The organism is Kutzneria viridogrisea DSM 43870 (assembly GCF_000525635.1).
Taxonomy (GTDB): domain Bacteria; phylum Actinomycetota; class Actinomycetes; order Mycobacteriales; family Pseudonocardiaceae; genus Kutzneria; species Kutzneria viridogrisea.
The window spans coordinates 423,998-438,285 of record NZ_CP007155.1 but is presented as its reverse complement, the minus strand read 5'-3'; the positions used below and the strand labels follow the sequence as shown (position 1 = coordinate 438,285).

The 14,288-nt window shown below is 71.4% G+C and carries 17 protein-coding genes; 12 read left to right on the top strand and 5 right to left on the bottom strand.

All coding sequences use genetic code 11. From position 1 onward, the window contains the following. Positions 1-49: 49 nt before the first annotated feature. The gene (locus tag KALB_RS48410) at positions 50-721 is read right to left on the bottom strand and encodes a hypothetical protein (RefSeq protein ID WP_025354084.1); all 672 of its coding nucleotides are present in this window, start codon (positions 719-721) and stop codon (positions 50-52) included. Positions 722-977: 256 nt separating this feature from the next. On the opposite strand from KALB_RS48410, the gene KALB_RS02170 reads away from it, so the two are divergent. The 12 genes from KALB_RS02170 (at position 978) to KALB_RS02115 (ending at position 12,004) form a co-directional block, all read left to right on the top strand. Beyond that, positions 978-1,466 carry a CarD family transcriptional regulator gene (locus tag KALB_RS02170; protein ID WP_025354083.1) on the top strand — a complete coding sequence of 163 codons (489 nt, stop codon included), beginning with the start codon at positions 978-980 and terminating at the stop codon, positions 1,464-1,466. Positions 1,467-1,500: 34 nt separating this feature from the next. Continuing rightward, positions 1,501-2,187, top strand: coding sequence for a 2-C-methyl-D-erythritol 4-phosphate cytidylyltransferase (gene ispD, locus KALB_RS02165; protein WP_025354082.1), 687 nt, complete (start codon positions 1,501-1,503; stop codon positions 2,185-2,187). Next, positions 2,184-2,660, top strand: coding sequence for a 2-C-methyl-D-erythritol 2,4-cyclodiphosphate synthase (ispF, locus tag KALB_RS02160; protein ID WP_025354081.1), 477 nt, complete (start codon positions 2,184-2,186; stop codon positions 2,658-2,660). Before ispD ends, ispF begins: the two co-directional genes overlap by 4 nt. A gap of 99 nt (positions 2,661-2,759) precedes the next feature. Continuing rightward, complete coding sequence (locus tag KALB_RS02155; protein ID WP_025354080.1) at positions 2,760-4,193, top strand: alpha/beta fold hydrolase; 1,434 nt, start codon at positions 2,760-2,762, stop codon at positions 4,191-4,193. 33 nt (positions 4,194-4,226) lie between these two features. Next, positions 4,227-4,622 carry a PPOX class F420-dependent oxidoreductase gene (locus KALB_RS02150; RefSeq protein WP_025354079.1) on the top strand — a complete coding sequence of 132 codons (396 nt, stop codon included), beginning with the start codon at positions 4,227-4,229 and terminating at the stop codon, positions 4,620-4,622. 370 nt (positions 4,623-4,992) lie between these two features. Then, the gene (locus KALB_RS02145) at positions 4,993-6,282 is read left to right on the top strand and encodes an MFS transporter (protein ID WP_025354078.1); all 1,290 of its coding nucleotides are present in this window, start codon (positions 4,993-4,995) and stop codon (positions 6,280-6,282) included. Between the two features lie 9 nt (positions 6,283-6,291). Continuing rightward, entirely contained in the window at positions 6,292-6,978 is a 687-nt protein-coding gene (locus KALB_RS02140; protein WP_025354077.1) for an HAD family hydrolase, read from the top strand. Positions 6,979-7,054: 76 nt separating this feature from the next. Continuing rightward, positions 7,055-8,446 (top strand): cysteine--tRNA ligase, encoded by a 1,392-nt coding sequence (gene cysS, locus KALB_RS02135; RefSeq protein ID WP_025354076.1) that lies wholly within the window; start codon positions 7,055-7,057, stop codon positions 8,444-8,446. Beyond that, positions 8,446-9,414, top strand: a complete 969-nt coding sequence (rlmB, locus tag KALB_RS02130) for a 23S rRNA (guanosine(2251)-2'-O)-methyltransferase RlmB (RefSeq protein WP_025354075.1) — start codon at positions 8,446-8,448, stop codon at positions 9,412-9,414. Before cysS ends, rlmB begins: the two co-directional genes overlap by 1 nt. A gap of 74 nt (positions 9,415-9,488) precedes the next feature. Beyond that, positions 9,489-10,913 (top strand): MBOAT family O-acyltransferase, encoded by a 1,425-nt coding sequence (locus tag KALB_RS02125; protein WP_025354074.1) that lies wholly within the window; start codon positions 9,489-9,491, stop codon positions 10,911-10,913. 204 nt (positions 10,914-11,117) lie between these two features. Next, positions 11,118-11,630, top strand: a complete 513-nt coding sequence (locus KALB_RS02120; RefSeq protein ID WP_148309325.1) for a hypothetical protein — start codon at positions 11,118-11,120, stop codon at positions 11,628-11,630. Next, a complete protein-coding gene (locus tag KALB_RS02115; protein WP_030109619.1) occupies positions 11,627-12,004 on the top strand; it encodes an NUDIX hydrolase in 378 nt (125 codons plus the stop codon). Before KALB_RS02120 ends, KALB_RS02115 begins: the two co-directional genes overlap by 4 nt. A gap of 160 nt (positions 12,005-12,164) precedes the next feature. Here the strand turns inward: KALB_RS02115 and KALB_RS02110 are convergent, their stop codons facing one another. The 4 genes from KALB_RS02110 to KALB_RS02095 all read right to left on the bottom strand — a co-directional run bounded on the left by KALB_RS02110 (position 12,165) and on the right by KALB_RS02095 (position 14,259). After that, positions 12,165-12,959: a class I SAM-dependent methyltransferase gene (locus KALB_RS02110; protein ID WP_025354072.1), complete on the bottom strand. Its 795-nt coding sequence runs from the start codon at positions 12,957-12,959 to the stop codon at positions 12,165-12,167. A gap of 32 nt (positions 12,960-12,991) precedes the next feature. Then, positions 12,992-13,555, bottom strand: a complete 564-nt coding sequence (locus tag KALB_RS02105) for a DUF1707 SHOCT-like domain-containing protein (protein WP_025354071.1) — start codon at positions 13,553-13,555, stop codon at positions 12,992-12,994. A 110-nt stretch (positions 13,556-13,665) separates the two neighbouring features. After that, entirely contained in the window at positions 13,666-13,866 is a 201-nt protein-coding gene (locus KALB_RS02100; RefSeq protein ID WP_025354070.1) for a helix-turn-helix transcriptional regulator, read from the bottom strand. 6 nt (positions 13,867-13,872) lie between these two features. Beyond that, positions 13,873-14,259: a hypothetical protein gene (locus KALB_RS02095; RefSeq protein WP_025354069.1), complete on the bottom strand. Its 387-nt coding sequence runs from the start codon at positions 14,257-14,259 to the stop codon at positions 13,873-13,875. Positions 14,260-14,288: the final 29 nt, after the last annotated feature.

Genomic DNA, 14,288 nt, shown 5'->3' with positions numbered 1-14,288 from the left:
GACCACGGTAGGGCCGGGCACCGACAAGTAGCGGCACGGCCCCCGTGGATCAGCCCTCCTTGCCCTCCGGGCGCGGGTCGGCGCTGGCGCCGATCGGCAGCCGCAGGGTCAGCTCCCCGGACACCGCGAAGGTGAAGCGCACGTCCACGGTCTGGCCGGGGGTGAGCTTGTCCAGCTTGAGCCCGGTGAGCACGATCCGGATCTTGCCGACGGGCAGCTTCGTGGTCGGGGCGCTGCTGCCGGTCGCGCTGGCACCGGTGGTGCTGGTGCCGGTGGTCGTGGTCGCGCTGGGCGAGCCGCTGGCGCTGGTGGGCGTCGCGGCGGAGGAGCTCGGCACGGTGGTCGCCGTCGGTGCCGGGTTGTCGTCCAGGTCCTTGCCCGCGACCACGGAGTTGCGGGCGGCGATGGCGGTGGTGCCGCTGATCGTGGCCGAGGCGAACTGCGGGCTGGTCACGGCCTTGAGCTCGTCGCCGAGCTCACCGGAGTTGGCGATGGTGATGATCAGCGGGGCGTTGTCCCCGCGCGAGTAGTACCGGTTCGCGTTGACCGGGAAGGCCAGCTGGGCGTCGCGCACGGCGAGGGTGCCCACGGTGCCGTTCGCGCCGTTGACCCCGGCCACCTGCGTGGAGGTCTGCGTGATCTGCCCCGCCCCGCAGCCGGTGAGCAGCACGGCCGCGGACACGCCAAGCACGGCGGGCAGCAGGCGCAGCTTCGAGTTCACGGTGGCGATCCCTCCTGGATGACTCCTCTGGCAAGCGGAAGCCTAACCACAGCCCGGAACCGCCCGCGCACGCGGTGGTCCCGAGGTGGCGGCGGACACGTCGTCCACTGTGGACTCCACACCCCCGGCCAGCACGGTCGACGCGGGTTTGTCAACCCCCCGTCCAGCCGCTGACCTGCGGTAACGGATCACCGGCGGCGGATGCGGGGATTGCCGGACGTGTTAAGCTTGGGTCAGCGAAAGGGGCAGAGGACACATGGTTTTCAAGGTCGGAGAGACCGTCGTCTACCCGCACCACGGTGCCGCTCTCATCGAAGCGATTGAGACCCGTCTGATCAGGGGCGAGGAGAAGAAGTACCTCGTCCTGAAGGTCGCCCAGGGTGACCTGACGGTCCGCGTGCCCGCAGACAACGCCGAGATCGTGGGTGTGCGGGACGTCGTGGGCCAGGACGGGCTGAACCGGGTCTTCGAGGTCCTGCGTGCTCCGCACACCGAGGAGCCGACCAACTGGTCCCGGCGGTACAAGGCCAACCTGGAGAAGCTCGCCTCCGGCGATGTGAACAAGGTGGCTGAAGTGGTGCGCGATCTCTGGCGGCGCGAGAAGGACCGCGGGCTGTCCGCCGGTGAGAAGCGAATGCTGGCGAAGGCGCGGCAGATACTGGTCAGCGAGCTGGCGCTGGCCGAGGGTACTGATGAGGACAAGGCCGAGGTCATGCTCGACGAGGTCCTCGCAACCGCCTCCTGATTCACCGAACTGAAGACGCCCCGGAGCCGCAGGTATGAGTGTGGTCGCGCTTGTGCCTGCGGCCGGCCGGGGTGAACGTCTCGGCGCCGAACTGCCCAAGGCGTTGGTGCCTGTCTGCGGTGCGCCCCTGCTCGTGCACGCCGTGCGCGGCCTACTGGCCGCCGGGTGCGTGCAGCACGTCGTGGTGGCCGCTCCGGCCGCCCACCTGGATGTCGTCACCGAAGCGCTGGCCGTGTTCGCCCCGGCGGTGCACGTGGTCCCCGGTGGCGGCGAGCGCTCCGACTCCGTCCGCCTCGCGCTCGACGAGGCGATGACCCGTGTCCCCGACGCGAGCGTCGTGCTGGTGCACGACGCGGCCCGCGCCTTCACCCCGCCCGAGGTCGTGCGCGCCGTGGTGGACGCCGTGCGCGCGGGATCGGCCGCGGTGATCCCCGTGCTGCCGGTGGCCGACACCGTCAAGCAGGTAGACGCGGACGGGCTGGTCGTGGCCACTCCGGACCGGTCGGCGCTGCGGGTGGTGCAGACCCCGCAGGGCTTCGAGCCCGCCCTGTTGCGCAGGGCGCACGAGGGCGCCACCGGGGCCACCGACGACGCCGGGCTGGTCGAGCGGCTGGGCGAGCCGGTGCACACCGTGCCCGGTCACCCGCACGCCATGAAGATCACCACCCCGTTCGACCTCGTCCTCGCCGAAGCCCTCTTCACCAAGGAAGCGCACGAGTGAACTCCCTCCCCCGCGTCGGTGTCGGCAGCGATGTGCACCCGGTTGAGCCGGGCCGTGACTGCTGGATGGCCGGACTGCTCTGGGACGGGGTGGACGGCTGCGCCGGTCACTCCGACGGGGACGTGGCCGCGCACGCGCTGTGCGACGCGCTGCTGTCCGCCGCCGGTCTGGGTGATCTCGGCGCCGTGTTCGGCACCGGGGACCCCCGCTGGTCCGGGGCACACGGGGTGGAACTGCTCGCCGAGGTGCGCCGCCGGGTGTCGGCAGCGGGCTTCGTGGTGGGCAACGCCACGGTGCAGGTGATCGGCAACGCCCCGCGCATCGGCAAGCGCCGCGAGGAGGCCCAGCGCGTGCTGTCCGAGGCGGTGGGCGCCCCCGTCTCGGTGTCCGGCACGACCACCGACGGCCTCGGCCTGACCGGGCGCGGTGAGGGCGTCGCCGCGATCGCCAGCGGCCTGGTCGTACCCGCCTAGGTCTCAGGGCTGATATTCCGGTCATTCCGCAGCAGGACGCTCCCGCTGCCCACCCGTGGGTAGAAATGGGGCCGTCCTCGAGCGGATTCGGAGAATCGCATGCCTGTGCAGTGGATCGTCGGCGGAGTGGTCGCCGCGGTGACAGGGCTGGTCGCGCCTGCTCCCACGGTGACGCCGACGGTGCACTGGGCTCAGTGCACGCGCGATGACGTCGGGTCCGAGGTCGAGTGCGGAACCATCACGGTGCCGATCGACTGGGCGAAACCGAATGGCGACACGATCTCGGTGGCGGTGTACCGGCTCAGGGCCGCCAACAGGTCCTCGGTGAAGGGCACGATCGCCAATTTCGCTGACGGTCCAGGCGCCACCGGCGACATCGCGTTCGCCAGCCTGCGCATGCTCAGCCCGGACTACGACCTGATCGCCGTCGACCCGCGCGGTGTCGGTGGCAGCAGTCCCCTCATGTGCGACATCAAGGACCCGAAGAACTTCAAGCTCCCGCCCGTCCTGCCGCCGACCACCGCCGCGGGCATGGCCGGGCTCGAGGCCGACCAGGCGGCGTTCCGCAAGGCGTGCGGCACCAAGCCCGCCGCGGCCCTGACGCACCTGGACGCCGACAGCGTCGCCAGGGACACCGACTACCTGCGCCAGGCACTCCACCTGCCGAAGATCAACATCTACGGCCACTCGTACGGCACGCTGATCGGCGAGAAGTACCTGGCCCGGTTCGGGCAGCATGTGCGCGCCTCCGTGCTGGAGGGCGTCATGGACCCGGCCAAGGACCGGCGCCGGTTCGTCACCACGGCCGCCGCCGAGAGCGAGGCCGGGTTCACCGCGTTCGACCGCTGGTGCGCCGCGAACACCAGCTGCGCGCTGCACGGCCAGGACGTGGCCGCGGTGCTCAGGAAGGCCCAGGCCAAGGCCGAGGCCGGGCAGATCCCCGGCACGTTCTTCGGGCGCGAGTGGTCCGCCGACGGGGTCGTCCAGGCCGTGCAGCTGAACATGGACAGCCACCGGCTCCCGACCCTGGCCACCCAGCTCGCCCAGCTCGCCGAGGGCCGCAACCCCATCCCCGACCACGGCGGCGGCCCGGGCGACCTGCCGCAGTCGGTCCCCTACACCGACCCGATCGTCTGCCAGGACTTCGCGCTGGCCGTGCCCGGTCCCGCCGAGGCCGCGGGCGACCTGGCCGCTGAACGCCGCGCCGCGCCGATCACCGGCTACAACACCAACTCCAGCCAGTACACCGCGCTCTGCGTGGGCTGGCCAGGCACCGCGCCGGGAGCCGGAACCCCTGCCAGGTCAACGAGTTCGACCCCGGCACTGCTGGTGAGCAACGCCATCGACGTGGCGACGCCCACCGACTGGGCGCACTCGGTGGCGGGTCAGCTCGGGGACAAGGCCGCGCTGGTGGTCGTCGACCAGCTGGGCCACGGCGGGAGCATCTCCGTGCCGGGCTGCGGCCAGGACCTGATCCGCCGCTACCTCGACGACCTCGGGGTGCCCGCGGCGGGCACGCGGTGCGCCAGCTGACCTCCGAGCTCGAACAGTCCTAGGCTGAGGATCATGGCTTCCTCTCTGAACGACGCTGGCCGCGCTCTGGTCGACGGCCCGAACTTCGCCACCATCGCCACCATCAACCCGGACGGCAGCCCGCAGACCTCCGTGGTGTGGGTCGCCCGCGACGGCGCGGACCTGCTCTTCTCCACCGTGGTCGGCCGCAAGAAGGACCGCAACCTGCGCCGCGACCCCCGCGTCAGCGTGAGCATCTTCGACATCGCCCAGCCGTACAGCTACATCGAGGTGCGCGGGGAGGTCACGCTCACCGAGGAGGGCGGGCGCGAACTGATCAACTCCCTGTCGCAGAAGTACACCGGCGCCGACTACACCGCCGACGGCCCCGAGGACGTACGCGTGGTCGTGCGGCTCACCCCGCAGCGCGTGGTGGGCACCGCCGCCTGAGGCCCGCCCGCGGTGTCATGAAGGTGCCCTTCACGGCGCGGTGAGCGTGCCACAGCCGCCGCGAAGGTGGCTTTCACTGCGTTGAACGCAGCGAATGGTCCTTTCGCGGCGCGTCTCGGGCACCTTCGTGATGCGGGTCCGGGCCCGGCGACCGCTCCCGTGACGTCCCGAAGGTGCCCTTCACGGCGTCAGGCGTCTGCAACGGCACCTTCATGACGGCACCGCGAGCCCGGCGCGGCGCCACGCCCCGTGCTGCCACGCCCCACTGGCCCCCGCCGCCATGTCCTGAAGGTGCCCTTCACGGCATTAGGTGTCCTGAACGGCACCTTCATGACGCACCCGGAGTGAGCCGCTGCCCTAGTGTCACGGCATGGCCAGCGCACATGGGTCCGCTCGGATCGCGGTCGCGAGTTTCGTCGGCACCGCCATCGAGTTCTACGACTTCTACATCTACGGCACCGCCGCGGCGCTGGTGCTCAACTCCACGTTCTTCCCGAACCTGAGCCCGCTCAACGGCACGCTGGCCGCGTTCTCCACCTTCGCGGTGGCCTTCCTGGCCCGCCCGCTGGGATCCCTGCTGTTCGGGCACTTCGGCGACCGCGTCGGCCGCAAGTCCATGCTGGTGGCCTCGCTGCTGACGATGGGCCTGTCCACGGTGGCGATCGGCCTGGTCCCCGGTTACGACACGATCGGCGCCGCGGCCCCGATCATCCTGGTGCTGCTGCGCTTCCTACAGGGCCTGGGCCTGGGCGGGGAGTGGGGCGGGGCGGCGCTGCTGGCCGCCGAGAACGCGCCCGAGGGCCGTCGCGGCTGGTTCGGCGCCTTCCCGCAGCTGGGCCCCTCGATCGGGTTCTTCGCCGCGAACGGGATCTTCCTGCTGCTCTCGGCAGCGCTGACCGACGAGGCGTTCCGGGCCTGGGGCTGGCGGGTGCCGTTCCTGGCCTCGGCCCTGCTGGTGCTGGTCGGGCTGGTGGTCCGGCTGAAGATCTCCGAGACCCCGGTGTTCGCCGAGGTACTGCGCCGCCAGGAGCGCAGCTCCCTGCCGCTGGTGGAGATGGTCCGGCGGGCGCCCGCCCGGCTGCTGCTGGGCGGCGGCGTGATCATCACCTGTTACGTCGTGTTCTACGTCACGACCACCTTCGGCCTGTCCTACAGCACGACGGGCCTGGGGCTGTCCCGCGGCGCCGCGCTGGGCCTGCAGGTGCTGGCCATCTGGGCCATGGCGCTGAGCACGGTGCTGTCCTGCCTGGCCGTGGACCGGCTGGGGCGCAAGCCGGTGCTGATCACCGGCTGCGTGTTCACCGGCCTGACGGGGCTGGTGATGTTCCCGCTGATGAACACGGGGTCCACCGCGTTGATCGGCCTGGCCTTCGCGCTGGGCCTCGCCGCGATGGGCTGGGTGTACGGCCCGCTCGGCGCGTACCTGCCGGAGCTGTTCGACACCCGGTACCGGTACTCGGCCTCCTCCTTCGCGTACAACCTCGGCGGGGTGCTGGGCGGCGCGCTGGCGCCGACCGTGGCGGCGGCACTGGCCGGGTCCTCCGGTCCGCTGGCGGTCGGCTACTACGTGGCCGCGTCCGCGGTGGTCAGCCTGGTCTGCGTGCTGCTGCTACCGGAGACTCGTCACGTTCGCTTGGGACAGCAGGTCCAGACCACGTAGGTTGCGGGTGTGGAGCTTGACGGCGTTCTGTTCGATTTCTCCGGCACCCTGTTCCGACTCGAACTCGGCGACACCGCGCTCGACGGCCTGATGGACGACGCCGGCGCCCCGCTGGAGCTGGACGACCAGGTCGAGCTGATGCGCAAGCTGACCGCCCCGGTCGGCATCTCCGAGGGCCTGCCGGAGGAGCTGCACGAGGCGTGGCACCGGCGTGACCTGGACGAGCAGGTGCACCGCACGGTGTACGTGGCCGCACTGCGCGCAGCGGGCATCGAGCGGCCGGGCATGGCCGAGCAGCTCTACGAGCGCATGTGCAGCGCCGACAACTGGGTGCCCTACCCGGACGTGGTGCGGGCGCTGCGCGCGGTGCGGGCGGCCGGGCTGCCGATCGCCGTGGTCAGCAACATCGGCTGGGACATCACCCCGGTGCTGGCCCACTACGGGGTCGCCGAACTGGTGGACGAGATCGTCATGTCCTTCCGCGAGGGCCACGTCAAGCCGGACCCGAAGCTGTTCACGATCGCCTGCGAGCGACTGGGCGTCGAGCCCGAGCGCGCGCTGATGGTCGGCGACAGCGAGGAGGCCGACGGCGGTGCCGCGGTGCTGGGCACGGCGGTGGCGATCGTGGACCCGCTGCCCACCTCGCAGCGGCCCGACTCACTGCTCAAGGCGCTCCAGGCACACGGCATCGGCTGAGGTCACGGTTGGTAGAACACGATGACAACCGAGTGCGGCTGAACCTGCGTCAACCGTCAGCCCGTACCATTCTTGCGTGAGCCTCCACCTCTATGACACGTCTACGCGCAGCACGCGGGAGTTCCACCCCGCGCGTACCGGCACGGCGTCGATCTACGTGTGTGGGGCCACGGTGCAGAGCGTGCCGCACATCGGTCACATCCGGGGTGCGCTGAACTTCGACGTGCTGCGGCGCTGGCTGACCCACCTCGGCAACGACGTGCTGCTCGTGCGCAACGTCACCGACATCGAGGACAAGGTCCTGGCCAAGGCCAAGGCCGCGGGCCGCCCCTGGTGGGAGTGGGCGGCCACGCACGAGCGCGCCTTCGAGACGGCCTACTCCGAGCTGGGCTGCCTGCCGCCCTCCATCGCGCCGCGCGCCACCTCGCACGTCACGCAGATGATCGAGCTGATGCAGCGGCTGATCGACGCGGGCCACGCCTACGCGGCGGGCGGTGACGTCTACTTCTCGGTGGCCTCCTTCCCCGAGTACGGGGCGCTGTCCGGGCAGAAGCTGGACGCCGTGCAGCAGGGCGAGTCCGCGGGCGAGGGCAAGCGCGATCCCCGCGACTTCACGCTGTGGAAGACCGCCAAGCCGGGCGAGCCCTCCTGGTCCACCCCGTGGGGTGCGGGCAGGCCGGGCTGGCACCTGGAGTGCTCCGCGATGGCCACCTTCTACCTGGGGCCGGAGTTCGACATCCACGGCGGCGGCATGGACCTGGTGTTCCCGCACCACGAGAACGAGCAGGCCCAGTCCAGGGCGGCCGGGGACGGGTTCGCGCGGTACTGGATGCACTGGTCCTGGGTGACCATGAGCGGCGAGAAGATGTCCAAGTCCCTGGGCAACGTGGTCGCCATCCCGGAACTGCTGACCCAGGTCCGCCCCGCCGAGCTGCGCTACTACCTGGTCGGCCCGCACTACCGGTCCACGATCGAGTTCTCCAAGACCGCGCTGGACGAGGCCGTCGCCGCCTTCCGGCGCATCGAGTCCTTCCTGCGCCGTGTGGTGCAGCAGACCGGCGGCGTGGAGCCGGGGGCGCCGCACCCGGAGTTCACCGCCGCCATGGACAACGACCTGGCCACCCCGTCCGCGCTGGCGGCCGTGCACAACGCGGTCCGCGAGGGCAACGTCGCACTGGACTCCGGTGACGAGGTGTCGGCCCGCGCCGCGGCGGGTTCGGTACGGGCGATGACGGGGCTGCTGGGCGTGGACCCGCTGGCCCCGAACTGGGCGCAGGTCGCGGGCGCGGACAGCGGGGCGACGCGCGCGCTGGACTCGCTGGTCGGCCACCTGCTGGAGGAGCGCCAGCGGGCCAGGGCCGAGCGCGACTTCGGCACCGCCGACATGTTGCGCGACCGCCTGCTCGCGGCAGGCATCACCGTCGAGGACACTCCCGACGGTCCGACGTGGACGTTGAAGGACAACTGATGGCGGGCAATTCACAGCGCCGCGGCGCGATGCGCAAGGCGGGCACGAAGAAGGGCGCCGTCAAGGGGACCGGGGGCCAGAAGTCCAAGGGCCTGGAGGGCAAGGGGCCCACGCCCAAGGCCACCGCGCGGCCGGGGCACCCCGCAGCGCGCAAGGCCACCGCGGCGGCCAACCGCGCGGAGACCCAGCGCCGCCAGCAGAAGAAGGCGGCCACCGCGCCGGAGACGGTGGCCGGGCGCAACCCGGTGGTGGAGTGCCTGCGGGCCGGGGTGCCCGCCACGGCGCTGTACGTGGCGCTGGGCATCGACACCGACGAGCGGGTGGTCGAGTCGGTGCGGCTGGCCGGTGACCGGGGCATCTCCGTGCTGGAGGTGGCCCGCGGCGAGCTGGACCGGATCACCGGCGGGGCCATGCACCAGGGGCTGGGCCTGCAGGTGCCGCCCTACGAGTACGCGCACCCGGACGAGCTGCTCGACGCCGCCGAGCAGTCCGGGCAGCAGCCGCTGCTGGTGGCCCTGGACGGGGTGACCGACCCGCGCAACCTCGGTGCGGTGATCCGCTCCGCCGCGGCCTTCGGCGCGCAGGGCGTGCTGCTGCCGCAGCGGCGCAGCGCGGGCATGACCGCGGTGGCCTGGCGGACCAGTGCGGGCACCGCGGCCAGGATGCCCATCGCGATCGCGACCAACCTGACGCGCACGCTCAAGGAGTGGGCCGAGCAGGGGCTGATGATCGTCGGCCTGGACGCCGACGCGGACATCGTCGTGGACGACCTGGAGCTGGCCACCGGGCCGCTGATCGTGGTGGTCGGCTCGGAGGGGCGCGGGCTGTCCCGGCTGGTGCGGGAGACCTGCGACCAGACCGTGTCGATCCCGATGTCGGCGGGCGTGGAGTCGCTCAACGCCTCGGTGGCCGCCGGGGTGGTGCTGGCCGAGGTGGCGCGCCGGCGCAGGATCGCCGGTCGCGTCTAGCGGGTTCGGGCCACGCTCACCCGTTCGGCGGGATAGGGTCTCGGCCGACCCAGTCCGTGACCTGAGGCAGAGCCGTGTCCTTCGTCAGCCCGCTGTTCCTGTGGTACTTCGTGCCACTGGTGCTGGCCGCCGTCCTGGTGACCCCGCGTGGCTGGCGCAACGCTGTGGTCGCCGTGGCCAGCCTGGTGTTCTACGTGGCGGGCGCGGGCGAGGGCATCCTGCTGCTGCTGGGGCTGATGGCGCTGAACTTCGGCGCCGCCTTCCTGCTGGAACGCGACCGGCTCGCACCGATCGACCGCAGGGCGGTGCTGGTCGGCACGGTGGGCGTGGACCTGTCCTGCCTGGCGGTGTTCAAGTACGCGGGGTTCGCCAGCGCGCAGGCCAACGCGATCGCGGGCTGGTTCGGCGGGGGCGTCGAGGTCGTGCAGATCGCCCAGGTGATCGGCATCTCCTTCTTCACCTTCCACCACATCTCCTACGTGGTGGACGTCTACCGCGGTGAGCGCACGGCCCTGCGCGACCCGGTGGCCTTCATCGCCTACATCGCGATGTTCCCGCAGCTGGTGGCCGGGCCGATCGTGCGCTACCGGGAGATCGCCGACCAGCTGCCCCAGCGCCGCCTGCACCGGCTGGACGACCTCGCGGCGGGCTTCCCCCGCTTCGCGCTGGGCCTGACCAAGAAGGTGGTCGTCGCGGACTCGCTGGGTCCGCTGGTCAGCGCCGCCTTCGACACGACCTCGCAGAACATGACCTTCGCGATCGCCTGGCTGGGCGCCATCGCGTACACGATGCAGCTGTACTTCGACTTCTCCGGCTACTCGGACATGGCCATCGGGCTCGGTCGCATGCTCGGCTTCCGGCTGCCGGAGAACTTCGCGCGGCCGTACTCCTCGGTGACCGTCACCGAGTTCTGGCGGCGCTGGCACATGTCGCTGTCCCGGTGGTTCCGCGACTACGTCTACATCCCGCTCGGCGGCAACCGGCACGGCATCGGCAAGACGTACCGGAACCTGTTCATCGTGTTCGTGCTGACCGGTTTCTGGCACGGCGCCAACTGGACCTACCTGGTGTGGGGCCTGTTCCACGGCGCGCTGCTGATCGTGGAACGCGGCTTCGAGATCGGCAAGGCCCCCGCGGCGCCCTGGGCGCGGATCGCCCGCAGGGCCGCGACCCTGCTGCTGGTGGTGTTCGGCTGGGTGCTGTTCCGCGCCGCCGACCTCGGTCAGGCCCTGGTGATGATGGGGCACATGCTGATCCCCGACGTGCAGGGCCTCGGCGACGTGGTCGGCGTCGCGCTCACCCACCAGCGCGGGCTGATCCTGCTGCTGGCCCTGTGCATCGTGCTGATGCCCGCCCGGCCGACCGGGCCGTTCCTGGAGTCCAGCCGCAGCAGGTTCGCGTTCGGCCTGCGCACCGCGGTGATCGTGCTCGGGCTGCCCTACGCCGCGATCCTGCTGGCCAGCGGCACGTTCAGCCCCTTCCTGTACTACCAGTTCTGACTCCGGACATAGGGCTGCCCCGGACCAGGGGGGTAGGTGCCGGGGCAGCGTGCGCCTACGTCATCAGGGGGGATGGACGACGTAGACATCACAAGGGTAAGGGACGCGGGCAAGTCGTGTGCAACGAGTGGGTCAACACGCTGGGTCGCGGGCTCCACGAACCGTGTGACACCCGCTCAGGGGACTAGTGCAAGAATTTGTGGGGTGACGGCGTTTGACGGTCAGGCGTGGGTGCACGCCGGGCAGATCTACCTGCAGGACGGCACGCCGGGGCTGCCCGACTGGGACCGCTGCTTCACCGCGAACCCGGTGGGCATCATCGGGGTGTACGGCGGGGACGCCATCCTGCTGACCGGCCTGCACACCGGTCACGTCGGCTTCCGGGTGGTGGTGGCCGAGGCGGACCCCGGCCCCGAACTGGCCGCCTACGAGGACGTGGTGGAGATCGACTTCAGCCCGGCGACGGCCACCGTGGCGCTGGTGGAATGGGCGGGTGAGGACGCGCACCCGCTGGGCGAGCTGCCCGCGGGGCCGGGCAACTACCGGCTGCGCTACCACGCGCGGGGCATGGACGCGGGCCACGAGCTGGACACCGCCGAGGAGCACGACGAGGACCCGGTGGACGACTACCTGTTGCAGGTCTGGCCGGCGCCGCCCTCGGCGCCGGGCATCCTCCAGGTGCGCAGTGAGCAGGCGAGGCGGAGGCTGGAGCGGTGATCGACAAGGTGGCTTGGCTGCGCATCGAGGGCGACCGGGTGCTGTGCGCCCGCAGCCACGGCAAGACGGTGTTCTACCTGCCCGGAGGCAAGCGCGAACCGGGCGAGTCGGATCTGGACACCCTGGTGCGCGAGATCCGCGAGGAGCTGGCGGTGGACATCGCCGCGGAGACCGCGCGGCCGATGGGCGTGTTCACCGCGCAGGCGGACCGCCAGCGGGAGGGCGTGCTGGTGCGGATGTCCTGCTACGCGGCCGAGTACTCCGGTGAGATCGCGGCCAGCAACGAGATCGCCGAGGTCGCGTGGCTGACCTACGCCGACCGCGAGCGGGTGGCTCCGGTGGACAAGCTGATCTTCGACGAGTTCCTGCGCTAGTGCGGTGTCCACAGACCCTCGTCGGGTGATTTCGCGATCCAGGTGGATGGATCGGCGTGCCGCACCCGCGTCTCCATACTGGTTGTATGGGGGCGCGGGGGCGGTGCGGCGAGGCGCCGCCTGGGCGCGGAAGGACCGGCGAGGGTTGCTGGACACCGCGCTAGCTGCGGCCCACGGTGAGCAGGTGCGCGGACGCGCCGAGCACCGAGGGTTCGGTCTCGGTCTGCCGCAATGCCCAGAGCAGCCGCTCGCGCTCCCGCTCCTCGCGCAGCCGCGCGTCCAGTTCCGCGTGCGGGATCAGCCAGCCGGTGCCCTCGATGGCGAAGGTGCTCACCTCGGTCAGGCCCGCCGCGCGTGCCTCCTCGGCGGCTTCGGCCGGGTGGTGGAAGTAGGTCTCGGTGAACCAGTCGAACGGGCTGCCCTCGGGTGGCCGGTGCACGCCGGTGGCCAGATCCCGGCCGACCATCTCGCGAAAGCCGTTGTCCGCCAACAGGCCGCGGTGCAGTCCGTCGTGCAGTGCGGCGAACCGGCTGATCGTGGCGGCGGCCACGTGGCCGCCGGGCCGCACGACCCTGCGCGCCTCGCGCCAGGCCGCGGCCCGGTCCTCGGCGGCGAGCAGGTGGTACAGCGGCCCGCACATCAGCGCGAACCCGTAACTGCCGTCCTCCGCGTCCAGGGCACGGGCATCGCCCAGGGTCGCCCGCACCCCGGGGATCGCCGACGCGGCGCTGACGTGCAGCTCGACCGGGTCCACCAGGTACACCTGGTAGCCGTCCCGGGCCAGCCACCTGGCGTGCGCCCCGGTCGCACCGCCGATGTCCACAACGGACGCAGGCGCCTCGGGCAGGTACCGCCGCACGAGTTCCTCGGTGCGCAGCAGTTCCAGCAAGCCAGCACCGGCGCGCAGCCGCGCGTCCTCCTCGCCGCGCGCGTAGTACTCCTGTAACCCGTCCACGCCCTCGACGGTAGCGGCGCCCGCCAGTGAATTCAGCGGCGCCCGTGCCGGATCTTGATGTTGCCCGCGCTGACCCGGCCGCTCAGGTGCAGCACCGGGTAGCCCGGTGAGCCGGGCTCGGTGCGGTTGCTGAAGTTGCCGCTGCCCACCGACATCTCGCCGACCAGCACGGTCCAGCCGCGCGGCACGATCACCTTGATGTTGCCCCAGCCGCACTGGGCGTCCAGCCAGACCTCGCGCTGCTCGCAGATGGCCTGCATGAAGTCGATCTTGACGTTGCCCATGGAGCAGCGGGCGTTGATGTGGCTGGGCACGATCCACTGGCCGACCTGGCGCATGTCCCCCATGCCCGCGCTCAGCTCCAGCGGCCGCTCCACCGGCCTGGCGGGGGTCACGGGGTGCGCGGTGGGCAGGTCGGCGAGCACCGTGCCGAGCTCGCCCCGGGTGCGCGCCGCCGCCGCGATGGCGCTGCGCTCGCCGAACTCGTCGATGGTGATCATCCCCTGGTCCAGGGCGTCCTGGAGCAGTGCGGCGGCGCGCTCCCGCTCCTGGTTGGACACGCGGACCAGCTCGGGGGACACACCTTCGATGCTCATGGCACAACGGTAGCCAGCGCGCCGCGCGGGCGACACCGGGAAAGTCCCGGACCTCGGTCTCAGGGTAGGTACTCAGGGGCCAGCGGCAGCGCGTCCCACTGCGCCCAGCTTCATACCTCCTCCTCGGGCACGAAGACGTCCTCGATGCGGCAGGTGAACGCCGCCGCGATGCGGAAGGCCAGCGGCAGGCTCGGGTCGTACTTGCCCTTCTCGATGGAGATGACGGTCTGGCGGGACACGCCGAGCCGGGTGGCCAGCTGCTCCTGGGTCAGGCCGTGCTCCACCCGCAGGCGGGCCAGGTTGTTGCGCACCGGCGGCTACCGGTACTTGCGGGAGACCAGCAAGGTGATCACCAGCCAGGAGGCCATGCCGTAGCCCCAGACCCACCACAGGGACAGCGGCGGGAACTGGGCGAACGACTCCAACAGGGCGTAGGTGACCACGCCGAGCATCGTCACCACGAAGGCCACACCCAGCGACTCCAGCTGCACGTGCCGCTCCAGGCCCTCACGGCGACCGCCCCAGCGGATCTGGCTGACAACCGCGTAGCCCACGGCCACCACGGCGGGCAGCGCAACGGCGGCGCCCAGCAGCCCGGACGGCCGCCAGCCCACCAGGCCGAGGCCCAGTCCTATGCCGAGCACGTAGACCACGTAGCCGGACATCGCCCAGACGAAGCCCGTGCTCGCTCTGAACTTCTCCATGGGCACATGTTAAGGGTCCTTGACACCAC

Coding starts and splice junctions, on each gene's coding strand:
- KALB_RS02145 (WP_025354078.1), top strand. CDS start 4,993: ATGGCCAGCGCACATGGGTCCGCTCGGATCGCGGTCGCGAGTTTCGTC.
- KALB_RS02095 (WP_025354069.1), bottom strand. CDS start 14,259: ATGGAGAAGTTCAGAGCGAGCACGGGCTTCGTCTGGGCGATGTCCGGC.
- ispD (WP_025354082.1), top strand. CDS start 1,501: ATGAGTGTGGTCGCGCTTGTGCCTGCGGCCGGCCGGGGTGAACGTCTC.
- rlmB (WP_025354075.1), top strand. CDS start 8,446: ATGGCGGGCAATTCACAGCGCCGCGGCGCGATGCGCAAGGCGGGCACG.
- KALB_RS02155 (WP_025354080.1), top strand. CDS start 2,760: ATGCCTGTGCAGTGGATCGTCGGCGGAGTGGTCGCCGCGGTGACAGGG.
- KALB_RS02170 (WP_025354083.1), top strand. CDS start 978: ATGGTTTTCAAGGTCGGAGAGACCGTCGTCTACCCGCACCACGGTGCC.
- KALB_RS02105 (WP_025354071.1), bottom strand. CDS start 13,555: ATGAGCATCGAAGGTGTGTCCCCCGAGCTGGTCCGCGTGTCCAACCAG.
- KALB_RS02150 (WP_025354079.1), top strand. CDS start 4,227: ATGGCTTCCTCTCTGAACGACGCTGGCCGCGCTCTGGTCGACGGCCCG.